This window comes from Streptomyces sp. AHA2, from assembly GCF_036857595.1.
In the GTDB taxonomy this organism is placed as follows: Bacteria; Actinomycetota; Actinomycetes; order Streptomycetales; family Streptomycetaceae; genus Streptomyces.
On the sequence record NZ_JAUQWJ010000007.1, the window covers coordinates 313,432 to 333,921 of the forward strand.

At 70.9% G+C, this 20,490-nt stretch carries 20 protein-coding genes; 9 read left to right on the plus strand and 11 right to left on the minus strand.

The window, feature by feature from the left end; all coding sequences use genetic code 11:
- Window positions 1–23 precede the first annotated feature (23 nt).
- A complete protein-coding gene (locus Q5694_RS17575; RefSeq protein WP_333934027.1) occupies window positions 24–1,430 on the minus strand; it encodes a family 2B encapsulin nanocompartment shell protein in 1,407 nt (468 codons plus the stop codon).
- Window positions 1,431–1,808: 378 nt separating this feature from the next.
- Here Q5694_RS17575 and Q5694_RS17580 point away from each other — a divergent pair, with 378 nt between their 5' ends.
- The gene (locus tag Q5694_RS17580; protein WP_333934028.1) at window positions 1,809–2,717 is read left to right on the plus strand and encodes a 1-aminocyclopropane-1-carboxylate deaminase/D-cysteine desulfhydrase; all 909 of its coding nucleotides are present in this window, start codon (window positions 1,809–1,811) and stop codon (window positions 2,715–2,717) included.
- A gap of 24 nt (window positions 2,718–2,741) precedes the next feature.
- Here Q5694_RS17580 and Q5694_RS17585 read toward each other — a convergent pair whose 3' ends face one another.
- Complete coding sequence (locus tag Q5694_RS17585; RefSeq protein ID WP_333934029.1) at window positions 2,742–4,340, minus strand: Na+/H+ antiporter; 1,599 nt, start codon at window positions 4,338–4,340, stop codon at window positions 2,742–2,744.
- 61 nt (window positions 4,341–4,401) lie between these two features.
- On the opposite strand from Q5694_RS17585, the gene Q5694_RS17590 reads away from it, so the two are divergent.
- The 3 genes from Q5694_RS17590 (at window position 4,402) to Q5694_RS17600 (ending at window position 6,482) form a co-directional block, all read left to right on the plus strand.
- Window positions 4,402–4,662, plus strand: a complete 261-nt coding sequence (locus Q5694_RS17590; protein WP_333934030.1) for a UBP-type zinc finger domain-containing protein — start codon at window positions 4,402–4,404, stop codon at window positions 4,660–4,662.
- A 261-nt stretch (window positions 4,663–4,923) separates the two neighbouring features.
- Complete coding sequence (locus Q5694_RS17595) at window positions 4,924–5,337, plus strand: anti-sigma factor (RefSeq protein WP_006136266.1); 414 nt, start codon at window positions 4,924–4,926, stop codon at window positions 5,335–5,337.
- A gap of 17 nt (window positions 5,338–5,354) precedes the next feature.
- Window positions 5,355–6,482: an RNA polymerase sigma factor SigF gene (locus Q5694_RS17600; RefSeq protein ID WP_333934034.1), complete on the plus strand. Its 1,128-nt coding sequence runs from the start codon at window positions 5,355–5,357 to the stop codon at window positions 6,480–6,482.
- A gap of 3 nt (window positions 6,483–6,485) precedes the next feature.
- On the opposite strand, the gene Q5694_RS17605 is transcribed toward Q5694_RS17600, so the two are convergent.
- A complete protein-coding gene (locus Q5694_RS17605) occupies window positions 6,486–6,929 on the minus strand; it encodes a hypothetical protein (protein WP_333934035.1) in 444 nt (147 codons plus the stop codon).
- 116 nt (window positions 6,930–7,045) lie between these two features.
- Between Q5694_RS17605 and Q5694_RS17610 the strand changes: the two genes are divergently transcribed.
- Together Q5694_RS17610 and Q5694_RS17615 are read left to right on the plus strand one after the other, a co-directional pair.
- Complete coding sequence (locus tag Q5694_RS17610; protein ID WP_333934036.1) at window positions 7,046–8,014, plus strand: diacylglycerol/lipid kinase family protein; 969 nt, start codon at window positions 7,046–7,048, stop codon at window positions 8,012–8,014.
- A 319-nt stretch (window positions 8,015–8,333) separates the two neighbouring features.
- Entirely contained in the window at window positions 8,334–8,591 is a 258-nt protein-coding gene (locus Q5694_RS17615; RefSeq protein WP_003992873.1) for a WhiB family transcriptional regulator, read from the plus strand.
- 278 nt (window positions 8,592–8,869) lie between these two features.
- On the opposite strand, the gene Q5694_RS17620 is transcribed toward Q5694_RS17615, so the two are convergent.
- A complete protein-coding gene (locus tag Q5694_RS17620) occupies window positions 8,870–10,336 on the minus strand; it encodes a sensor histidine kinase (protein WP_333934090.1) in 1,467 nt (488 codons plus the stop codon).
- 355 nt (window positions 10,337–10,691) lie between these two features.
- A complete protein-coding gene (locus Q5694_RS17625) occupies window positions 10,692–11,375 on the minus strand; it encodes a TetR/AcrR family transcriptional regulator (RefSeq protein WP_443040896.1) in 684 nt (227 codons plus the stop codon).
- 96 nt (window positions 11,376–11,471) lie between these two features.
- On the opposite strand from Q5694_RS17625, the gene Q5694_RS17630 reads away from it, so the two are divergent.
- Both Q5694_RS17630 and nagB read left to right on the plus strand, forming a co-directional pair.
- Window positions 11,472–12,221: an SDR family oxidoreductase gene (locus Q5694_RS17630; RefSeq protein ID WP_333934047.1), complete on the plus strand. Its 750-nt coding sequence runs from the start codon at window positions 11,472–11,474 to the stop codon at window positions 12,219–12,221.
- Window positions 12,222–12,590: 369 nt separating this feature from the next.
- Window positions 12,591–13,376, plus strand: coding sequence for a glucosamine-6-phosphate deaminase (gene nagB / locus Q5694_RS17635; RefSeq protein WP_333934048.1), 786 nt, complete (start codon window positions 12,591–12,593; stop codon window positions 13,374–13,376).
- Between the two features lie 221 nt (window positions 13,377–13,597).
- Here nagB and Q5694_RS17640 read toward each other — a convergent pair whose 3' ends face one another.
- The 6 genes from Q5694_RS17640 to Q5694_RS17665 form a co-directional block, all read right to left on the minus strand.
- A complete protein-coding gene (locus Q5694_RS17640; protein WP_333934049.1) occupies window positions 13,598–14,131 on the minus strand; it encodes a hypothetical protein in 534 nt (177 codons plus the stop codon).
- An 11-nt stretch (window positions 14,132–14,142) separates the two neighbouring features.
- Window positions 14,143–14,391 carry a helix-turn-helix transcriptional regulator gene (locus Q5694_RS17645; RefSeq protein ID WP_190049407.1) on the minus strand — a complete coding sequence of 83 codons (249 nt, stop codon included), beginning with the start codon at window positions 14,389–14,391 and terminating at the stop codon, window positions 14,143–14,145.
- Window positions 14,392–14,489: 98 nt separating this feature from the next.
- Entirely contained in the window at window positions 14,490–16,028 is a 1,539-nt protein-coding gene (locus Q5694_RS17650; protein ID WP_333934050.1) for a glycoside hydrolase family 3 protein, read from the minus strand.
- 9 nt (window positions 16,029–16,037) lie between these two features.
- The gene (locus Q5694_RS17655; RefSeq protein ID WP_333934051.1) at window positions 16,038–16,886 is read right to left on the minus strand and encodes a carbohydrate ABC transporter permease; all 849 of its coding nucleotides are present in this window, start codon (window positions 16,884–16,886) and stop codon (window positions 16,038–16,040) included.
- Complete coding sequence (locus tag Q5694_RS17660) at window positions 16,883–17,875, minus strand: carbohydrate ABC transporter permease (protein ID WP_333934052.1); 993 nt, start codon at window positions 17,873–17,875, stop codon at window positions 16,883–16,885. Before Q5694_RS17660 ends, Q5694_RS17655 begins: the two co-directional genes overlap by 4 nt.
- A gap of 145 nt (window positions 17,876–18,020) precedes the next feature.
- On the minus strand, window positions 18,021–19,301 hold the full coding sequence (locus tag Q5694_RS17665; protein ID WP_333934053.1) for an extracellular solute-binding protein: 1,281 nt from the start codon (window positions 19,299–19,301) through the stop codon (window positions 18,021–18,023).
- A gap of 316 nt (window positions 19,302–19,617) precedes the next feature.
- Between Q5694_RS17665 and Q5694_RS17670 the strand changes: the two genes are divergently transcribed.
- Window positions 19,618–20,382, plus strand: coding sequence for a GntR family transcriptional regulator (locus Q5694_RS17670; protein ID WP_333934054.1), 765 nt, complete (start codon window positions 19,618–19,620; stop codon window positions 20,380–20,382).
- Window positions 20,383–20,490: the final 108 nt, after the last annotated feature.

A 20,490-nucleotide genomic window follows, 5' to 3' on the forward strand; every position in this document is an offset into this window, starting at 1 on the left:
ACACGGGAGGCACACCGGGAGCGTCACTGCCAGCGGCCGATCTCGACGTTCTCCAGGACGCCGAGCGCGTCCGGCACCAGCACCGCGGCCGAGTAGTAGGCCGTGACCAGGTACTTGATGATGGCCTGTTCGTTGATGCCCATGAAGCGCACGGACAGGCTCGGCTCGATCTCGTCCGGGATGCCGGAGGCCCGCAGACCGATGACACCCTGGTCGGCCTCGCCGGTACGCAGGGCGATGATCGAGGTCGTACGCGCCTCGGTCACCGGGATCTTGTTGCACGGGAAGATCGGCACGCCGCGCCAGGTGGGGATGCGGTTGCCGGCCATGTCGATGGTCTCGGGCACCAGGCCCCGCTTGTTGAGCTCGCGGCCGAACGCGGAGATGGCCCGCGGGTGCGCGAGGAGCAGCTTGGTGCCGCGGCGCCGGCTGAGCAGCTCGTCCATGTCGTCCGGGCCGGGGACGCCGTCGTGCGGCTGGATCCGCTGGTCGTACTCGCAGTTGTGCAGCAGTCCGAAGTCGCGGTTGTTGACGAGCTCGTGCTCCTGGCGCTCCTTGAGGGCCTCGACCGTCAGCCGGATCTGCTGCTCGGTCTGGTTCATGGGCTGGTTGTACAGGTCGGCCACGCGCGTGTGGATGCGCAGGACGGTCTGGGCGACGCTCAGTTCGTACTCGCGCGGCCGGGCCTCGTAGTCGACGAACGTGTGCGGGATGTCCGGCTCGCCCGAGTGGCCGGCGGAGAGGTCGATCTCCTTCTCGCCGTACTTGTTGGAGCGCTGGGCGGGGATGGAGCGGACCTGCTGCAGGTGCTCGCGCAGGGTGTCGGAACGCTCCGCGATCTGCTGGAAGTCCGCTCGGGGCAGGACCAGGACCGTGCAGGCGGTGAGCGCACGGGCCGTGTACTCCCAGATCGCGTCCTCGTCGAGCAGCGCGCTGTCGCCGAAGTAGGCGCCGTCGGCGAGGATGCCGAGCGACTCGTCCTCCCCGTACGGGCCGGTGCCGACCTTCTCGACCCGGCCGTGCGCCAGCAGGTACACCTCGTCGGACGGTCCGCCGAACGAGGTGATCACCTCACCGGCCGCGAACTCCCGCTGCTCGCACCGGCGGGCGATCTCGAGGAGGACCTCCTCGTCCTCGTAGTTCCGCAGCGCCGGCAGTTCGCCCAGCTCCGCGGGGATGATCTCGACACGGTCGCCGGTCTTGACGAACGTCAGCCGGCCGTCGCCCACGGCGAACGTGAGCCGCCGGTTCACCCGGTACGTACCGCCCTTGACGTCGACCCAGGGCAGCATGCGCAGCAGCCAGCGCGAGCTGATCTCCTGCATCTGCGGCACGGACTTGGTCGTGGTGGCCAGGTTCCGCGCGGCCGCCGTGCCGAGACTCTGCTGCGGCTTGGTCTGCTCCGTGCGGACCTCTTCGCCTACCGACATAGAGAACTGCCTCCCCGTCTTGTGACCGACGCCCACATGCCTCGGGCATCGCTGTGCACGGGCAAGCCTTCCTCACGCCGCGTCGCGGTGCTATTACCCGAAAGAGCGGGAATGGATCTTCGCCGCGCTGGGCAGGGGGCCGTTTCCGGGGTGACCGGCGTTCGAAAAACGCCACCGCGGCTCTCGGACCGGCCGGTGGGGCCCGGTGCCGGGGCGGACCGGGGCGGCGGGTCCCGGGGAACCGCCGGTGACGCGCGCCGACGGCCGGGAACCGGTGCCGGGTGAGTGCCGCCCGTCGATGGCGGAACCGTCGCCGGGTGATCGTCGCCCACCGTCAGCGCAACCCCGGAACCGCCACTCCCGGGTGACAATGGCGCGGTGACCAGCCCCGAGCCCCCCGGCCTCGCCTCACTGCGTCCCCGGCTCCCCTCGCCGGTGCAGGAGGTCGTGGACGACCGCTTCGAGCGGCGGGGCGTGCGGCTGCTGCTGAAGCGGGACGACCTGATCCATCCGGAGCTGATCGGCAACAAGTGGCGCAAGCTGGCGCCGAATCTCGCGGCGGCGGCCGGCCGGACCGTCGTCACGTTCGGTGGCGCCTGGTCCAACCATCTGCGCGCCACCGCGGCGGCCGGCCGGCTGCTCGGCGTCCCCACGGTCGGTGTCGTACGCGGCGACGAACTGGCCGGCCGGCCGCTGAACCGCTCCCTGGCGCGCTGCACGGCCGACGGGATGCGGCTGCACTTCGTCGACCGCACGACCTATCGCCGCAAGGCCGAGCCCGCGACCCTGGCCGCCGTGCTGCGCGCGGCACGGGCCGAGGAGGGGTACGTCGTGCCCGAGGGCGGCAGCAACACACAGGCCGTGCGCGGCTGCCGCGAACTGGGGGCCGAACTGCGCGCCGAGGCCGACACCGTCGCCGTGGCCTGCGGCACCGGGGGGACCCTGGCAGGCCTGGCCGCCGGTCTCACCCCCCGGCAGCGCGCCCTGGGCGTACCGGTGCTCAAGGGCGGTTTCCTGGCCGCGGAGACCGAGGCCCTGCAACGACGGGCCTTCGGCGGCCGGCGCGGCACCTGGACGCTGGACGACCGTTTCCACTTCGGCGGTTACGCGCGCGTGCCCGCCGGGCTGGACGCCTTCGCCGCCGACTTCGAGCAGCGCCACGGCCTCCCGGTCGAACGCCTCTACGTCGCCAAGCTGCTGTACGGGCTCGTCACCCTGGCCGAGGAAGGCGCCTTCCCCCGCGGGACGACGGTGGCGGCCGTGATCACGGGCCGCCCCTTCCCGTGACACCGTCCCGGACCGCCCCGGCCGTCAGGCCGTCTCGCGGAAGGCGGCCGCCTCCTCCAGGTCCAGCCTGCGCAGCAGGGTCCGCAGCATCTCGTCGTCGATGTAGCGGCCGTCGCGCAGCTTGACGAACACCTCGCGCTCGGCGCCGATCATCTCCCGCGACAGCCGCCGGTACGTGTCGTCGACGGACTCCCCGGTGATCGGGTTGGCCTGCCCGAGCCGTTCCCAGACGGCGTTGCGGCGGCGTTCCAGGACCGTGCGCAGCCGCTCGGCGAGCGGGCCGGGCAGGGTGTTGCGCTCGTCGGCGAGCAGTTCGTCCAGGCGCCGCTCGGCGGCCCGGGAGGCCTGGGCCTGGGCGTTGGCCTCGGCGAGTGTCTCGGCCTGGGTGTCGCGCCCGGGGAACTTCAGCAGCCGGATCAGCGGGGGCAGGGTCAGGCCCTGCACGACGAGGGTGCCGATGACGGTGGTGAAGGTCAGGAAGAGGATCAGGTTGCGCTGCGGGAAGGGTTCCTCGCCGTCGTGCAGGGTGAGCGGGATGGAGAAGGCGATGGCCAGTGACACCACGCCCCGCATCCCGGCCCAGCCGACCACGAAGGGCGCCTTCCAGGTGAGCCTCTCCTCGCGTTCGCGGATCCGGGCCGACAGCAGCCGCGGCAGGAAGGCGGACGGGTACACCCACACGAACCGGGCCGCCACCACCACCAGGAAGATCGCGACGGCGTACCAGGCGGCCTCGGGGCCCTCGTACTCCCCGAGCCCTCTCAGGACGATCGGCAGCTGCAGGCCGATCAGCGCGAACACCGCCGACTCCAGGACGAAGGCGACCATCTTCCAGACGGCTTCCTCCTGCAGGCGCGTGGCGAAGTCGACCTCCCACGCGCGGTGCCCGAGGTAGAGCGCGACGACCACGACGGCGAGGACGCCGGAGGCGTGCACCTGCTCGGCGACGGCGTAGGCGACGAACGGGATGAGCAGGGACAGGGTGTTCTGCAGCAGCGCCTCCTTCACGTGCGTGCGCAGCCAGTGGATCGGCGCCATCAGCACGAGTCCCACCACGACACCGCCCACGGCGGCGAGCAGGAACTCGCCGATGCCCCCGGCCCAGGTCGCGCCCTCGCCGACGGCGGCCGCGAGGGCGACCCGGTAGGCGGTGATGGCGGTGGCGTCGTTCAGCAGGGACTCGCCCTGGAGGATGGTGGTGATCCGGGAGGGCAGTCCGACCCGGCGGGCCACCGCCGTCGCCGCGACCGCGTCCGGGGGCGCGACGACCGCGCCGAAGACCAGGGCGGCCGTCAGCGGCATGTCCGGCACGATCACGTACAGGGCCCAGCCGACGACGAACGTCGCGAACAGCACGTACCCGACGGACAGCATCGCCACCGGCCGCAGCTGTGCCCGCAGGTCGAGGTAGGAGCTGTCGCTGGCGGCCGTGTGCAGCAGCGGGGGCAGGATGAGCGGCAGCACGATGTGGGGGTCGAGCGTGTAGTCGGGCACCCCCGGGACGTAGCTCACCGCCAGTCCGGCCGCCACCAGCAGCAGCGGCGCCGGCACCGGTGTGCGCCGCGCGGCCGCGGCGATCGCGGCGCTGCCCGCCACCAGGAGCAGCAGTGGCATCACGTCCATCGTTCTCGCCCGCCCTCTTTTTCCACGCGGTCTTCGGCTCGACCGTCGTAACCTGGCAATCATGAAACAGTGCACGCACGCCGACGCGCTGCCGCACCCCGAACCGGGTCCGCTCACCGAGACCTGCCCGGAGTGCCTGGCGGAAGGCACGGATCCGGTGCAGCTGAGGCTGTGCCTCAGCTGTGGTCACGTCGGCTGCTGCGACTCCTCGCCCGGGCGGCACGCGGCGCGGCACCACAAGGAGTCCGGCCACCCCGTGATGCGGACCCACGAGCCCGGTGAGACGTGGCGGTGGTGCTTCGTCGACCATGTCCTGGTGTGACGCCGCAGGACCCCGCCGCAGGACGGTTCGACCGTCTGACGTCTGGGTACGTCAACCCGGCGCACGCTCTTCCCATTTGGGCCCGCCCGACCTCTAGACACGGAGCGTGTCCACAGGTTTACTGTGAGTGACGGCAGGGGTCGGGGTCCCGGGGACAGGACCGTTGAGAGCGCGATAGCGTCACCGCTGAACCACGTAGCGCGTTACTTCCGGGGGAGCGACCCTCGGCCCTATAACGCTTGTACCACCATGGAGGTGAGGGTGTCCCAGATCGCAGGCGAGCCCGCGACCCAGGACTTCGTGGAAGTCCGGCTGCCGGCCGCGGGTGCCTACCTGTCGGTGCTGCGTACGGCCACGGCCGGTCTCGCGGCCCGTTTGGACTTCACCCTCGACGAGATCGAGGACCTGCGCATCGCGGTGGACGAGGCCTGCGCGATCCTGCTGCAGCAGGCCGTGCCCGGCTCGGTGCTCAGTTGCGTCTTCCGCCTCGTCGACGACTCACTCGAGGTCACCGTCTCGGCGCCGACCACGGACGGGCACGCCCCCTCGCGGGACACCTTCGCCTGGACCGTCCTGTCCGCTCTCGCGGGCAAGGTCTCCTCCGCCGTGGACGAGGACAGAACCGTTTCGATCAGCCTCTACAAACAGCGCGGCGCGGGACCCGGGCCGGCGTGAGGAACGGGGACGGGCCGGTGCGGGACGAAGAGCGCAGCACACGAGAGCTGCCGGCCGAGGGCACGGGCACGAGCGGTCCGAGCGGGGCCCGGCGCATGGCGGACGGTATCGACGGCATTCCCGAGCAGGCCCGCCCGCACCCGGAGGACGACGCCGCGGGGGCCGTCCTCCCGGGCGGTGCGGGGCCGGAGCGGGACAGTGCCGTGCGGAGCGCGCCTCCGGGCGGGGAGGTCACCGCACCCCCGGCCCAGGGGGGTCCCGTCACCCCCGAGCGGTCGAGGGTGGCGGAGGAGGCGAGGGCTCGGGGAAGGGCGACGGGCGGGACGATGAGCGAGCACGAGCGACACTCCGAGGACGAGACGCCGAACGCGCACCGCGCGCAGCACGCCTCCCCGGACCGCAGCGGGGCGCGCGAGATGTTCCTCAAGCTGCGCACCCTGGGCAGCGGCAGCCCCGAGTACGCGGAGCTGCGCAACCAGCTGGTCCGCATGCACCTGCCGCTCGTGGAGCATCTGGCCCGGCGCTTCCGCAACCGGGGCGAGCCGCTGGACGACCTCACCCAGGTCGCCACGATCGGCCTGATCAAGTCGGTCGACCGCTTCGACCCGGACCGCGGGGTGGAGTTCTCCACGTACGCGACCCCGACGGTCGTCGGCGAGATCAAGCGGCACTTCCGCGACAAGGGCTGGGCGGTGCGCGTCCCGCGCCGGCTGCAGGAGCTGCGCCTGTCGCTGACGACCGCCACGGCCGAGCTGTCGCAGCTGCACGGCCGCTCCCCCACGGTCCACGAGCTCGCCGAGAAGCTGGCGATCTCGGAGGAGGAGGTCCTGGAGGGCCTGGAGTCGGCCAACGCCTACTCCACGCTGTCCCTGGACGTCCCCGACACCGACGACGAGTCGCCGGCGGTCGCGGACACCCTGGGCGCGGAGGACGAGGCGCTGGAGGGCGTCGAGTACCGGGAGTCCCTCAAGCCGCTGCTGGAGGACCTCCCGCCGCGCGAGAAGCGGATCCTGCTGCTGCGTTTCTTCGGGAACATGACCCAGTCGCAGATCGCGCAGGAGGTCGGCATCTCCCAGATGCACGTCTCCCGGCTGCTGGCGCGCACCCTGGCCCAGCTGCGGGAGAAGCTCCTCGTCGAGGAGTGACGGCTACTTCCCGCCGGTGTCGCCGGGCCCGCGGATCCCGAGGGCCCGGGTCGTCTCGGGGTTCACCAGCAGCACGAGCGCCGCGACGGCGACGACGGCCAGGGCGATGCCGCCCGGGATGGCCATGCTGTCGGCCTGCAGCAGGTTGTAGGCCACCGGCAGCGCCAGGAGCTGCGTGATGACGGCCGGTCCGCGGCTCCAGCTGCGGCGGGCGAGCAGCCCGCGCGCCGCGAGCAGCGGCAGCAGTGCGAGCATGACCAGGGTGATCCCACCGGTCACGGCCTGCTGCCTGTCGTCCGGGTGCCCGCCCAGGCCGAGGACGAGGATCCAGACGCCGCCGACGACCAGCGCGAGCCCTTCCAGCGCCGCCAGCAGCGCGGCGTACGTCAGACGCCTGGGGCGGGGGCCGGCGCTTTCCTCGGTGGTGGGGGTCTGCTCACTGCTCACCCCTGCAGGGTAGCCCTCGCCGCGCGCGCCCCCCGTGGCCAGGTTCGCCCCTGCTCTCTTACCGGATCCCCACCTCGGTCTGGGCCAGGTACCACCCAGTAGGTACGCTGCCAGTCATGCGTGCACTTCTCGTGGTCAATCCGGCGGCAACCACCACAAGTGCGCGCACACGCGACGTACTGATCCACGCGCTCGCCAGCGAGATGAAGCTGGAGGCGGTCACCACCGAGTACCGCGGCCACGCCCGCGACCTCGGCCGGCACGCCGCGGACAGCGACGACATCGACCTGGTGGTGGCTCTCGGCGGCGACGGCACGGTCAACGAGGTGGTCAACGGCCTGCTCCACGCGGGCCCGAACCCCGGGCACCTCCCCGGCCTGGCCGTGGTCCCGGGCGGCTCCACGAACGTCTTCGCCCGGGCCCTGGGCCTGCCCAACGACGCGGTGGAGGCGACGGGTGTCCTGCTGGACGCCCTGCGCGAGGGCAGGGAGAGGACGGTCGGCCTCGGTCTCACCTCGGGCACGGCCGGCACGGAGGACGAGTCGGTGCCGTCGCGCTGGTTCACCTTCAACGCCGGGCTCGGCTTCGACGCCGGCGTGGTGGGGCGGGTGGAGCAGCACCGGGAACGGGGCCGCAAGTCCACCCACGCGCTGTACGTGCGCCAGGTGGTGCGCCAGCTCTTCGGCGAGCCGAACCGCCGGCACGGGACGATCACGCTGGAGCGGGCCGGCGAGGAGCCGATCACCGATCTGGTCCTGTCCATAGCCTCGAACACCTCTCCGTGGACGTTTCTGGGGAATCGCCCGGTCTACGCGGCACCTAAGGCCTCGTTCGATACCGGCCTCGACGTCTTCGCCCTCAGCCGCCTCTCGACCGCGGCGGTTGCCCGGTATGGCACCCAGTTGCTCACTTCGTCCCCCGAGCGCGGCCCCCATGGGAAGCACGCCACTTCGCTGCACGACTTGACACAGTTCACCTTGCATTCGAAGGTCCCGCTCCCCCTCCAGATGGACGGTGACCACCTGGGGCTGCGAACCAGCGTGACGTTCACAGGCGTACGCCGTGCACTGCGTGTGATTGTGTGAGCAGAACTGGCTAAAGTCCTTTCACTCGAACGTTTAGGCCAGGATCCACCCCATGGAAGTACGGCTGTGACCTAGTCGACACCGAAGAATCAAAAAAAACTTTCCAGAAGGGGTTGTATCCGCCGCTGAGGTTTGCGAGTCTCTACGTGGCGATCGGGACGGCCCGCAGGATCGGCCTCCACTGATCACCAGAACCCCTCATCAACTCACAGGACCCACGCCAGGGAACCTGGCGGTCGGCCCTTCACTTGTTGAGGGATTCGTGAAAGCGTTCACATTCACAAGCACCTGCACGTAATACCAAGGAGAGGTAGCAGCCATGGACTGGCGTCACAACGCCGTTTGCCGCGAGGAAGACCCCGAGCTCTTCTTCCCCATCGGCAACACCGGTCCTGCGCTGCTGCAGATCGAGGAAGCCAAGGCCGTCTGCCGTCGCTGCCCGGTGATCGAGCAGTGTCTGCAGTGGGCGCTCGAGTCCGGTCAGGACTCCGGCGTCTGGGGTGGTCTCAGCGAGGACGAGCGCCGCGCCATGAAGCGCCGCGCCGCTCGCAACCGGGCCCGTCAGGCCTCCGCCTGACAACCCACCCCTGCTGACAGCCTGAGCTTGGCGGCGCGTACACCGCGTACGCATCTCCCGCCCCCGAGCCGCAGCGCGCAGTTCCCCCGATGCGCTTAGTCAAGCGACAACGAGCTTTAGCCCCGGGCCGGTTGACGGCCCGGGGCTCAATGCTTTTCCGAGCCGTTCCCGGGCTTGCGGCGCTCCATCGTCCCCTCGGCCACGGAAGCTCCGCTTTCCAGCGCGCGGGTCACGGCGCCGGACGCGCGGCCGGCTCGTCGGAGGGTGCCCGCTGCGGGTCACTTCTCGCCGCGCACCGGGATGTCCAGGATCACCCGGGTGCCGTGCTCCGGGGCCGGGACCATGTCGAAGGTGCCGCCCAATTCGCCTTCCACCAGCGTGCGTACGATCTGCAGGCCCAGGTTGCCGGCCGTGTGCGGATCGAACCCCGCCGGGAGTCCCACCCCGTCGTCCTGGACCGTGACCAGCAGCCGGGCCTCCTTGGTGGTGCCGCCGCGGACCGCCGACACCTCGACACTGCCGGTGTCGCCCTCACGGAAGCCGTGCTCCAGGGCGTTCTGCAGCACCTCGGTCAGCACCATCGACAGTGGCGTGGCGACCTCGGCGTCGAGGATGCCGAAGCGTCCGGTGCGCCGGCCGGTGACCTTGCCGGGGGAGATCTCCGCCACCATCGCGAGGACGCGGTCGGCGATGTCGTCGAACTCCACGCGTTCGTCCAGGTTCTGGGAGAGCGTCTCGTGCACGATCGCGATCGATCCGACGCGCCGCACCGCCTCCTCCAGGGCCTCCCTCCCGCGGTCGGACTCGATGCGCCGGGCCTGCAGGCGGAGCAGGGCGGCGACGGTCTGCAGATTGTTCTTGACCCGGTGGTGGATCTCCCGGATCGTCGCGTCCTTGGTGATCAACTCGCGTTCACGCCGACGCAGTTCGGTGACGTCGCGCAGCAGTACGAGGGAACCGATGCGGGTGCCTTTGGGCTTGAGCGGGATCGCGCGGAACTGGATGACCCCGTCGCTGGCCTCGATCTCGAACTCGCGGGGCGCCCAGCCGCTGGCGACCTTGGCCAGCGCCTCGTCCACCGGCCCCCGGGTGGGGGCGAGTTCGGCGGTCGTCCTGCCGAGGTGCTGGCCGACGAGGTCGGAGGCGAGCCCGAGCCGGTGGTAGGCGGACAGGGCGTTCGGGGAGGCGTACTGGACGAGGCCGTCGGCGTCGAGGCGGATCAGGCCGTCGCCCACGCGGGGCGAGGCGTCCATGTCGAGCTGCTGGTTCGCGAACGGGAAGGAACCCGCCGCGATCATCTGCGCGAGGTCCGAGGCGCTCTGCAGGTAGGTCAGTTCGAGACGGCTCGGGGTGCGCACCGTGAGCAGGTTGGTGTTGCGGGCGATGACGCCGAGGACGCGGCCCTCCCGCCGTACGGGGATCGACTCGACCCGGACGGGGACCTCCTCACGCCACTCGGGGTCTCCCTCGCGCACGATGCGGCCCTCGTCCAGAGCGGCGTCCAGCATCGGGCGGCGGCCGCGCGGGACGAGATGGCCGACCATGTCGTCCTGGTAGGAGGTCGGTCCGGTGTTGGGGCGCATCTGGGCGACCGACACGTACCGGGTGCCGTCGCTGGTGGGGACCCACAGGACCAGGTCGGCGAAGGAGAGGTCGGAGAGCAGCTGCCACTCCGAGACCAGCAGATGGAGCCACTCGAGATCGGTGTCGTCGAGCGCGGTGTGCTGGCGTACGAGTTCGTTCATGGAGGGCACGTGTGCGAGCGTACCCGGCGGTTTGTACGGCCCTGAAACACCCGCGGGCCGCGGCGCCTGAGAGGGACCCTCAACCCTCCCGGCACCGCAGCCCGGAGCTGTATCGGCCGTGGGGTGTGCGGTCCCGGTCGGCCGAAGGATGAGGAACCGGGGCAGTCAGGGCAGAGAGCCTCGGATCCTCGGTCCGTCTTCCTGTGCGGGGAAGACGGAGGCTGGCTGCGCGCTGCGACACGCGCTCTCGTCACGCATTGTGGACTAGACCACTCGCGGGTGTCCATGCGTGGGAGGCTGTTCGTTGTTGTCTTTTTCTCCGACGTGCCGGGCGCTTCGGCGCCCAGCAGGCAGCCTAACCCGTGTGGGTTCCTGTGCGGGGCCAGACGGTCATGGCAATTTCCGCGACGGCTTCCAGTTCCTCCCGGCTCGCCCCGTCCCGTGCCTGTTGCGACATGCCCTGGATCATGGCGCCGGTGTGGCGGGCCAGGGCGGCCGCATCGGTGCCCGCGGGCAGGACGCCCGCGGCGACGTCGGCGCCGATCCGGCGCTCGAACGCGGCGATGTCGGCGTTGCGGCGTTCGCGCAGCGACTGCTCGACCTCCGGGGTGGAGCAGTTGGCGGCGGCGTGGACGACGAGGCAGCCGTGCGGACGTCCCGGCTCCGTGTACGCGGCAGCGGCCTCGCGCAGCGTGCGTTCCACGGCGGCGCGGGCGGTCGGCTCCTCGGCGAGGGCCCGGTCGGCGAAGGAGCCGTACCGCGCGCCGTAGACCTGGACGACCTCGTCGAAGAGGGACCGTTTGTCGCCGAAGGCCGCATAGAGGCTCGGGGCGCCGATGTCCATCACGCGGGTGAGGTCGGAGACCGAGGTGGCCTCGTAACCGTGCTCCCAGAACGCCAGCAGGGCCTTCTCCAGTGCGGTCTCGCGGTCGAAGGACCGGGGGCGGCCACGGGGCCTGCCCTTCCCGGGGCCGTCCACGGCGGCGCCCGGCGCCTTCGTCCCCTTCGAACCCTCCGTCGATCCCTGATCGTCCACCATGGGGTGCATTTTATAGCGGGCACTAGAGAATTGTCCGCGGACTGCTGTACGGTCTTTCTGTAGCGACCACTACGGAAATAGGGAGGGGGAGCCGCCATGGGCGTGCTCACCGGCAGGACGGCACTCGTCACGGGGGCGAGCCGGGGGATCGGACGCGGCATCGCCGAGCGGCTGGCCCGCGACGGGGCGCGGGTCGCGGTGCACTACGGCAGGAACGAGACGGCGGCGAAGGAGACGGTCGCGGCGATCCAGAGGGAGGGCGGCTCGGCGTTCGCACTGGGCGCCGAACTGGGGGTCCCTGGGGATGCCGAGGCGCTGTGGGAGGAGTTCGACCGGCACGCTGAAGGCCTGGACGTCCTGGTGAACAACGCGGGGATCGGCAACAGCCGCCCCATCGGGCAGCTGGAGGAGCGGGAGTTCGACGCGCTCTTCGCGGTGAACGTGAAGGCGCCCTTCTTCATCCTCAAGCACGGCATGACCCGGCTGCGGGACGGTGGCCGCGTCGTCAACATCTCGTCGGGGCTGGCACGGACGGCGGCGATGCCGGACAACGTGGCCTACGCCATGACCAAGGGTGCGCTGGACGTCCTCTCCCGCGACCTGTCCAAGGTGCTGGGGCCGCGGGGCATCACGGTGAACTCGGTGGCTCCGGGGATCATCGACACCGACAACACGGCGCCGCTGCTGGGCAGCCCCGACGGCCGGCGGCGGGCCGAGGCGATATCGGCGTTGGGGGGCGTGGGCGAGCCGGCCGAGGTGGCGGACGTGGTGGCCTTCCTGGTCTCGGACGCCGGGCGGTGGGTGACGGGGAGCTGGGTGGACGCGACAGGGGGATCGCTGACCTAGCCGTGCGGCGCGGAGGCCCGGGCTCGCATGGCCGTCCCCTCGGGCAGGGCGTTCACTGGACACGAGGAGGACACCTCCGCGGCCGGTGCTTCCGCGCCGTGCTCACTGGGCGGAGACCGGACACGCCCACGCACGACCGTGGCAGTTCCGCACACGCCCACGCACGACCGTGGCCGTTCCGGACCCACCGACGCCCGGCAGCCGTTCCCCCGCCGGAAACCCGCCCGGTACCGGGTGGCCGCCTCGCGTCGCAGGGGCGTCCGTCGCCCTGGGAGGGAGGCACCCGCTCTGTTAGATTGGTCTAAACCACACGACCCTCCCCCGGGTCCCCTCCCAGTCGAGCATCCCTCTCAGATCGGCAGGCCCAGCGTGGAAGTTGTCATCGTCCCGGACGCCAAGGCGGGCGGCGAGCTCATCGCCGAGGCCATGGCGCAGCTGCTCCGGCGCAAGCCCGACGCCCTGCTGGGCGTGGCCACCGGCTCGACGCCGTTGCCCGTGTACGAGGCCCTGGCCGGCAAGGTGCGCTCCGGTGCCGTGGACGTGACGCGGGCGCGCATCGCCCAGCTCGACGAGTACGTGGGGCTGCCCGCCGATCATCCGGAGTCCTACCGCTCGGTGCTGCGGCGTGAGGTGCTGGAACCGCTCGGCATCGGCATGGACAAGTTCACGGGCCCGGACGGTACGGCGGAGGACGTGCAGGGGGCGTGCGAGGCATACGACAGGGCACTCGCGGAGGCCGGCGGTGTGGACCTCCAGCTGCTCGGGATCGGGACCGACGGGCACATAGGCTTCAACGAGCCGTGCTCGTCGCTGGCCTCGCGGACGCGCATCAAGACCCTGACCGAGCAGACCAGGGTCGACAACGCGCGCTTCTTCGACGGGGACATCGACCAGGTGCCGCACCACGTGATCACGCAGGGCATCGGCACCATCCTGGAGGCCCGGCACCTGGTGCTGCTGGCCACGGGCGAGGGCAAGGCCGACGCGGTCGCGGCGACGGTGGAGGGGCCGGTCGCGGCGGTGTGCCCGGCATCGGCGCTGCAGCTCCACCCGCACGCGACCGTGGTCGTCGACGAGGCCGCGGCGTCGAAGCTGAAGCTGGCGGACTACTTCCGCCACACGTACGCCAACAAGCCGGAGTGGCAGGGGATCTGAGGCCCTGAGGCTGGTGGGGCGGGGTCAGCCGGCTCGCCGGCCGAGGGCAGACCCCCTCAGCCGCGGACGGACCCGGGAACCGAGCGAGCCCCGGCGCCCGGCGCCCCTCCACAGCGGCCCGACGCGCCGGGGCCACGCCAGTCGCCCCAGCCGCCGCTGACGAGCACCCGCCGCCCCAGCCGGCCACGGCCCCGGTGGCCGTATGCCCACCGCCCCGGAACTCAGGCCTCCGTCACCACGTCGTCGTCGCCCGGCTCGTCCTGTGCGCGCCAGCCGGCCATCCACAGGGGCATCAGCCAGTGCACGACGAGGACGGCGATGAGCAGGGGCGCGGCATAGGCCTTGGGGGCGTCGCCGTCGAGACCGCCGCTGATCAGCAGGGCGGCCGCACCGGCGGTCAGGAGCAGGGTCGTCGCGCGGTGGGCCAGGGCCAGGACGCGGGTGCGCTCGGCGGACTGGCGCTCGTCGAGGGCCCGTTCGCGCAGTTCCAGCAGGCCGCGGGTGGCGCCGTTGATCACGCCCGTGGTGACCATCCAGGGGAGGAACAGGGCCGCGCCCACGGCCACCGGCCACAGCGGCTCGCCCTCGGTGAGGAAGAAGACGGTCATCAGTCCGCCGATGACCGCGGTCAGGGTGATGTGCGCGGTGACGGCCAGGCGGCGTCGCACCGCGGTGGCGTACCAGGCCGCTCCGCGGCGGTCGTTCATCAGCCGCAGCATGGTCCGGTCGTAGCGGCTGAGGCGTGTGGTCGTCATGGCCGGTTCCGTCATGGCTGGTTCCTCCCGTAGACCTCGTCCGTGAGCGGCCGGAACGGTTCGAGGGAGAACAGCGCCTCGACCGGGAGACCGAAGAACTTGGAGATCTTCAGCGCCAGGTCGAGGCTCGGGTTGTACTGCCCCCGCTCGATGTAGCCGATGGTCTGGTAGTGGGCCCCCACCGCCTCGGCCAGGCTCTGGCGCGACACCTTCCGTTCGGCGCGCACCACGGCCAGCCTGTTGTGCACCTGCTCGCTCATGTATAAGAACTACTACATCCCTGAACAGCGTTGCAACCAGCCGGTCCGACGAGGTCGGCGAGCAGGCCCGGCGGGGACGCCGCCCACCAGGGGCGGCTCTACCGGCCCGTGGCCCCGGCGATCACCTCGGCCGCCGCCCGGCCGCAGACGCGGGCCGCGCCGTGGGTGGCGATGTGCAGGGCGCCGCGCGGGGTGGCCTGGGGGACGCCCATCTCCACGACGACGGTGTCGGGACGTGCCGACAGCAGGACGTCGAGGGCGCCGGTCATCCAGGGATGGCGGTGTTCGTCGCGGACGACGGCGACGATGCGGCGCGTGCCGGCGGCCTGGAGGGCGGCCCGGCCCGCGTGGTGTCCGGCCTCTCCCCCGTCGGCGTCCTCGGCGGTGAAGCTGCCGGTGACGGTGCCGGGCAGGAGGTGGATCAGTTCGGCGGCGACGCCCCAGGGTGTCTCGTCGCCGACGGCGATGTTGGCGATTGGGGTGAGGGCGGCGACGTAAGGGGGTTCCGTGAGGGCTTCGAAGGTCGCGGGGTCGCCGAGGCCGGGCGCGGCGGTCACGGTCAGGGCGCGGCGGGCCGCCTGCAGACCGATCTCGGTGCCGTGGGCGCCGTCGGGCGAGCGGTCGGCCGTGCCGGTCCAGCGGGCCAGGGCGCGGACGCGTTCGGCCGCGTCGGCCAGGCGTTCCTCGGGGAGTTCGCCGGTGCGCACGGCCGAGACCAGGGCGTCGCGCAGCCGCAGGACGATCGCGTCGTCGGCCAGTCCGCCACCCACGCAGATCGCGTCGGCGCCCGCGGCGATGGCGAGGACGCTGCCGCGTTCGATGCCGTAGGTGCCGGCGATGGCCCGCATCTCCATGCCGTCGGTGACGATGAGGCCGTCGTAGCCGAGGTCGTCGCGGAGCAGGCCGGTGAGGATGCGGCGGGAGAGAGTGGCCGGGTGCTCGGGGTCCAGGGCGGGGACGAGGATGTGGGCGCTCATGACGGCCCGGCTGCCGGCGGCGATGGCGGCGCGGAAGGGGGTCAGTTCCCGTTCGGCCAGGACCTCGGCGGAGACGTCGATGCGCGGCAGGGCGTGGTGGGAGTCGACGGCGGTGTCGCCGTGGCCCGGGAAGTGCTTGGTGCAGGCGGCGACGCCGGCGGACTGCAGGCCGGTGACGTAGGCGGCGGTGTGCCGGGCGGCCAGGGCCGTGTCGGCGCCGAAGGAGCGGACGCCGATGACCGGGTTGCGGGGGTCGGAGTTGACGTCGGCGGAGGGGGCCCAGTTGAGGTTGACGCCGCAGGCGGCGAGGCGACGGCCCAGTTCCCGGGCGACCTGCCGGGTCAGCTCGACGTCGTCGACCGCGCCCAGGGCGTGGTTGCCGGGGAAGGAGGAGCCGCTGCGCACCTCCAGCCGGGTCACGTCGCCGCCCTCCTCGTCGATCGCGACGAGGACGTCGTCCCGCTCGGCGCGCAGCTGGGCGGTGAGGGCGGCGAGTTGGCCGGGGGAGGCGATGTTGCGGCCGAAGAGCCCGACGGAGGCGAGTCCTTCACCGAGCCGTCGCAGCAGCCAGTCGGGGGCGGTGGTGCCGGTGAAGCCGGGCTGGAGGACGGTGAGGGCGTCGCGGGTGAGCGTGTCGGTACCGCTGGCGAGTGTCGTCATCGGGTGAGGTCATCCCTTCACGGCGCCCGCGGTCAGGCCCGCGGCCATCTTGCGCTGGACGAGGAGGAAGAGGGCGACGATCGGCACGGCCATCATCGTGGCTCCGGCCATCATCGGCGCGTATTCGGTGCCGTGCTTGGTGGTGAAGTTGCCGAGCCAGACGGTCGCGGTCTGGTTCTTCTGACTGAGGAGCATCAGGGCGTAGAGGTACTCGTTCCAGGCCTGGATGAAGCCGTAGACCGAGGTGGCGACCATGCCGGGGGCCAGGAGGGGGAAGACGACCCGCAGGAAGGCGCTGGTGCGGGAGCAGCCGTCGACCATGGCGGCCTCCTCCAGCTCCCTGGGGATGTTGACGATGAAGCCCCGCAGGGTCCAGACCGTGAAGGGCAGGACGAAGGTCAGGTAGGTGATGATCAAGCCGGTGAGCCGGTCGTACTGGCCCAGGTCGTTCAGGAGCAGGAACACCGGGATGATCATGGCGACCAGCGGGACCATCTGGACGGCGAGGATGCCGACGATCACGACCTTGCGGCCCCGGAAGGCGAAGCGGGAGATGGCGAGGGCGGCCAGCAGCCCGACGGCCATGCCGATGACGACGACCGCCAGGGACACCACGAGGCTGCGGCCCACCGGGCCCCAGAAGTCGGCGATGTCCAGCGCCCGGCCGAAGTTGTCGAAGGTCAGGCCGGTCGGCAGCAGGCTGGGATCGGGGTCGATGGCGTCCTTCGCCGGCTTGAACGCCGTGTTGAGCATCCAGTAGAGGGGGAAGCCCGCGACCAGGAAGACCAGGAGGCCGAGGAGGTTCCAGCCGAGCCGCGGGTTCCTGCGGCGACGGCTGGTTCCGGCGAGCGTGCTCATTCGACCTCTCCGATCTTCAGCATCTGCCGCATGTAGACGGCGACGACGCCGAGCAGCAGCAGGACGGTGATCAGCGCGATGGCCGAGCCCTGGGCGTAGTCGTTGACCACGAAGGCGCGGTCGTAGGAGTAGGTGTTGAGGACCTGGAACTCCGGCTCGGGATGGCCGTTGCGCATGACGAACACCTGGGGGAAGACGCCCATGTCCCAGATGACCGACAGGGTCGTGAGCATCACGATGATCGGCTTCAGGACGGGCAGGGTGACGAAGCGGAAGACGCCCCAGGAGCTGGCGCCGTCCAGCCGGGCGGCCTCCTCCAGCTCCTTGGGGACCTGGGTGAGGCCGGCGCTGAGGGTGATGACCACGAAGGGCACGGCGCCCCAGATGACCAGCAGCATGATCACGGCGAGGCCCTCGGGTCCGCTGGCGAACCAGTTGTGGCCGATCATGTCGACGCCCGGCAGTTTGCTGAGCAGCGCGTTGAAGACGCCGTAGTCGGAGTCGAAGAGCCACTTGAAGACGGTGGTCGCCACGATGACCGGCATGCCCCAGCTGGCCACCAGCACGATGTTGATGAGCACCTTCAGCCAGCCCGAGACCCGCTGGAGCAGCAGGGCGAGCGCCATGCCGATGACCATGGTCAGGACGACGGCGCCGGCCGCGAAGACGATCGTCCGCACGACGACGGCCCAGAACTCGCCGTCGCCCAGCACCTTGGCGAAGTTGTCGAAGCCGACCGACTCCGCGGGCTGGAAGCCCCACAGCTGGGACTGGCCGAACTTCTGGAAGGACAGGGTGACCAGGCGGGCCAGCGGATAGCCCATGACCAGGGCCAGGATGACCAGGCAGGGCGCGAGGAGCAGCCAGGGAGCGGCGGCCCCGCCCGAGGTGCGCCGGCCGCGCGGGCGCCGCCGCACCTCCGGAGGCGGCGGTGGTACCTGCCGCGGTGGCGGCACCTTGGCGGGAATGTGGGTGTCTGCGGCACTCATCGCGCGCTCCTCGGCGGTCCCTCAGCTCTGACGAACGGCGGGGCTCCGCTGCCGGGAGCCCCGCCCGTGGGTCTGTCGTCCGGGTCGCGCCGCGGACGCGGGGAGGCACCGTGGCGTGGTTCGGCCCGGACGACGGACCCGCAGGTCACTTGGTGTTGATGACCTTGTCGATCGCGGCGTCCGCCTCCTTGGCGGCGGCCTCGACGGACTTCTTGCCGGTGCCGATGCTCTGCAGCATCGTCTGCAGGACCTGCGCCTTCTCGACCTGGCCCCAGCCGGGGGCCATCGGGACGAACCAGCTGGACTCGGCCGCGGTGGCGGGCACGGCGGTCTTCGGGTCGTTCTTCAGCGTCGCGAGGTCCGTCTTGTTGTTGGGCAGGTTGCCCTTGGCCATCAGGCCCTTCTGGCCGGAGGAGCCGGTGAACGCGTTGATCCACTCGGCGGCCAGGGCCTGGGCGTCGGACTTCACCGGCACGGCGAGGTCGGAGCCGCCCAGGAAAACGGGCATGTTCTTGCCGGACGGGCCGGGCATCACGAAGTTCTCGAGGTTGCCCTTGAGCTTGCCGGACTTGTCGTTCTTCGGGTCCTCGGCGGTCGCGCCCTCCCAGGCCGCCGCGAAGATCATGGCGGACTTGCCCTGGCCGTAGACGATGTAGCGGTCGGACTCGTCCTTGGTCTTGTCGCCGTGCATGTACTTGTCGACGACGTTCTTGAACTCCTTGAGGCCCTTGAGCGACTCGGGCGAGGAGAGGGAGGCCTTCCACTTGCCGCCGGACTCGGTGGCGATGGCGCCGCCGGCGTCGTAGACGAAGGACATCGCCGCGTACCAGTCACGGGTGGGCTGGTACCAGGCGCTGAACTTGTCGCCCTGCTTGCTCTGGATCTTGTCCAGGGCGTCGGTCAGCTCGTCGTAGGTCTTCGGGGGCGTCTTCAGGCCGACCGAGGCCGCCACGTCCTTGCGCCAGTTGGCGACGCGGCCGCCTGCGTAGTAGGGGACGCCGTAGGTCTTGCCCTCGTAGGTCACCGAGGCCTTGAGGCCGTCCAGCCAGGCGTCCGAGTTGTCGAACTTGCCCTGGTCGAGGGGGGCGAAGGCGCCCTTGACCATGTAGCCGAGCATCTCGGTGTTGCCCATCTCGACCACGTCGGGGACCTTGTCCGTGGCGAGGACGGCGTCGAGTTTGGCGTTCTTGTCGGGCCAGCCGTAGTACTCGTGGTTGATCTTGACGCCGGGGTGCTTCTTCTTCACCGCGGCGTCGGCGGCCTTCACCAGCTCCGGCCAGTTGTTCTGGGCGTCGACGGTGAGCCAGACCGTCAGCTCCTTGGCGTCCGCACCCTTGTCGGAACCCCCGTCACCCTCGCCCCCGCACGCCGCGATGGAGACCATCATGCCCGCGATACCGATCGCGGATATCAGCTTGCGCTTCACGCCACCCTCCTCAGGGATGCCACAAACCCCCCTGCTCCCCGCGGTGAGACGTGGGGCGCCAGGACCTGGACCAATGGTGTAGACCAGTACGGGGAGCTTGGACCAGACCAGCAGGCCTGTCAAGGGTCCCGAGATGGCCCTGACCAGCCGTTATGCGACCTACATATGCAGGAACCTTTAAGTAAGAAGCCAGCGAAAACCCTGGTGGACACGGCATACTGCGGGTAGACCACAGCATTGGCTGGACTAGACCAAAAGAGGCGCCGACGGTATACAAGTGAGATCGTGTCGGCGGACCGAGCCGGGAAGGCGGAGCATGAGCACCGACGTCAGCAGTGCGGAGAACGAGACAGGGGCACCCGTCCGTACCGCACGCGTGCCCAAGTACTACCGCCTGAAGAAGCACCTGCTCGACATGACCGAGACCCAGGCGCCCGGCACCCCGGTCCCGCCGGAGCGCACCCTGGCGGCGGAGTTCGACACCTCGCGCACCACCGTGCGCCAGGCGCTGCAGGAACTGGTGGTCGAGGGCCGGCTGGAACGCATCCAGGGCAAGGGCACGTTCGTGGCCAAGCCGAAGGTCTCGCAGGCCCTGCAGCTCACCTCGTACACCGAGGACATGCGCGCGCAGGGGCTCGAGCCCACCTCGCAACTGCTCGACATCGGCTACATCACCGCCGACGACCGCCTCGCCGGACTGCTCGACATCACCCCGGGCGGACGGGTGCTGCGCATCGAGCGGCTGCGCATGGCCAACGGCGAGCCGATGGCCATCGAGACCACCCACCTGAGCGCCAAGCGCTTCCCTGCGCTGCGCCGGTCGCTGGTGAAGTACACCTCCCTCTACACCGCGCTCGCCGAGGTCTACGACGTCCACCTCGCGGAGGCGGAGGAGACCATCGAGACGTCGCTGGCGACCCCGCGCGAGGCGGGACTGCTCGGCACGGACGTCGGTCTGCCGATGCTGATGCTGTCCCGGCACTCGCTGGACCGGGACGGCCAGCCGGTGGAGTGGGTGCGCTCGGTCTACCGGGGCGACCGGTACAAGTTCGTGGCCCGTCTCAAGCGGCCCCAGGACTGACGCGGCGGCGGCCGGGACCCGGTTTCTTTTGGGTACCGCATTGCGGACGAGGGGTTCCGCTTGCGCCGCGCCCTGACCTAGATTGCCTGCGCATCGCACAGGTGATCA

Coding starts and splice junctions, on each gene's coding strand:
- Q5694_RS17575 (WP_333934027.1), bottom strand. CDS start 1,430: ATGTCGGTAGGCGAAGAGGTCCGCACGGAGCAGACCAAGCCGCAGCAG.
- Q5694_RS17585 (WP_333934029.1), bottom strand. CDS start 4,340: ATGGACGTGATGCCACTGCTGCTCCTGGTGGCGGGCAGCGCCGCGATC.
- Q5694_RS17590 (WP_333934030.1), top strand. CDS start 4,402: ATGAAACAGTGCACGCACGCCGACGCGCTGCCGCACCCCGAACCGGGT.
- Q5694_RS17610 (WP_333934036.1), top strand. CDS start 7,046: ATGCGTGCACTTCTCGTGGTCAATCCGGCGGCAACCACCACAAGTGCG.
- Q5694_RS17615 (WP_003992873.1), top strand. CDS start 8,334: ATGGACTGGCGTCACAACGCCGTTTGCCGCGAGGAAGACCCCGAGCTC.
- Q5694_RS17620 (WP_333934090.1), bottom strand. CDS start 10,336: ATGAACGAACTCGTACGCCAGCACACCGCGCTCGACGACACCGATCTC.
- Q5694_RS17625 (WP_443040896.1), bottom strand. CDS start 11,375: ATGGTGGACGATCAGGGATCGACGGAGGGTTCGAAGGGGACGAAGGCG.
- Q5694_RS17630 (WP_333934047.1), top strand. CDS start 11,472: ATGGGCGTGCTCACCGGCAGGACGGCACTCGTCACGGGGGCGAGCCGG.
- Q5694_RS17640 (WP_333934049.1), bottom strand. CDS start 14,131: ATGACGACCACACGCCTCAGCCGCTACGACCGGACCATGCTGCGGCTG.
- Q5694_RS17645 (WP_190049407.1), bottom strand. CDS start 14,391: ATGAGCGAGCAGGTGCACAACAGGCTGGCCGTGGTGCGCGCCGAACGG.
- Q5694_RS17650 (WP_333934050.1), bottom strand. CDS start 16,028: ATGACGACACTCGCCAGCGGTACCGACACGCTCACCCGCGACGCCCTC.
- Q5694_RS17655 (WP_333934051.1), bottom strand. CDS start 16,886: ATGAGCACGCTCGCCGGAACCAGCCGTCGCCGCAGGAACCCGCGGCTC.
- Q5694_RS17660 (WP_333934052.1), bottom strand. CDS start 17,875: ATGAGTGCCGCAGACACCCACATTCCCGCCAAGGTGCCGCCACCGCGG.
- Q5694_RS17670 (WP_333934054.1), top strand. CDS start 19,618: ATGAGCACCGACGTCAGCAGTGCGGAGAACGAGACAGGGGCACCCGTC.